This window comes from Sphingomonas yunnanensis (genome assembly GCF_019898765.1).
Taxonomy (GTDB): domain Bacteria; phylum Pseudomonadota; class Alphaproteobacteria; order Sphingomonadales; family Sphingomonadaceae; genus Sphingomonas; species Sphingomonas yunnanensis.
Genome location: NZ_JAIOKB010000019.1, coordinates 1 through 585, shown reverse-complemented (window position 1 = coordinate 585; position 585 = coordinate 1). Strand labels below are relative to the sequence as shown.

The 585-nt window shown below is 61.5% G+C and carries 1 pseudogene; it reads right to left on the bottom strand.

What is annotated here, in order from left to right:
• Nucleotides 1-155 (bottom strand): annotated as a pseudogene (locus tag K7957_RS20185) (bifunctional D-altronate/D-mannonate dehydratase); the annotation flags it as partial.
• Nucleotides 156-585: the final 430 nt, after the last annotated feature.

Genomic DNA, 585 nt, shown 5'->3' with positions numbered 1-585 from the left:
ACATGGTCGGCGAGGTAACTCGCCACCGCCAGCTCGCGGCCGTTGAGCGTGGCGTCGCCGACGCCGCTGGTACCGTCGTCGCAGATGATCTTGAGCGTGACGAAGTTACGCCCGGGCGAGGTGATGACGACGCGTGCGTCCGTGATGACGGGCATAGTAATCCTATAACGTCGGTGCTGCAAAATCCATAGTACGTCCTCCTATGGCTGAGCTGCCGGTTGTGGATCCTTAAGAAAAGCGCAATCTGCCGGTATTGTCTTCAATTATTCAGTTGCGCGACGGCAGTCTGCGGCGATGCTGCAACCTGTGAGCATCGCTGCCGCGGTTGGTGCATGAGCACGACCGCCTAATTTTGCTGCAAGCTTTTTCGCCGTATCCACGCGCGCTATGACGTACTCGTCGCTGGGGGTGCGGCCGTACAGGTGACGACCGAGGCCAATCCTCCGTCTCCTCATCGACGTCACTCCGGATGACCCGGCGCATAGTCGAACCGCTGCGCCTTGTACCAGGCGAGGTCGTGCTCGGGTGGCGTGGCGCCGGCGGGCAGCGAGCGGCCGTTGACCGACATCCAATAGGTCAGGCTCG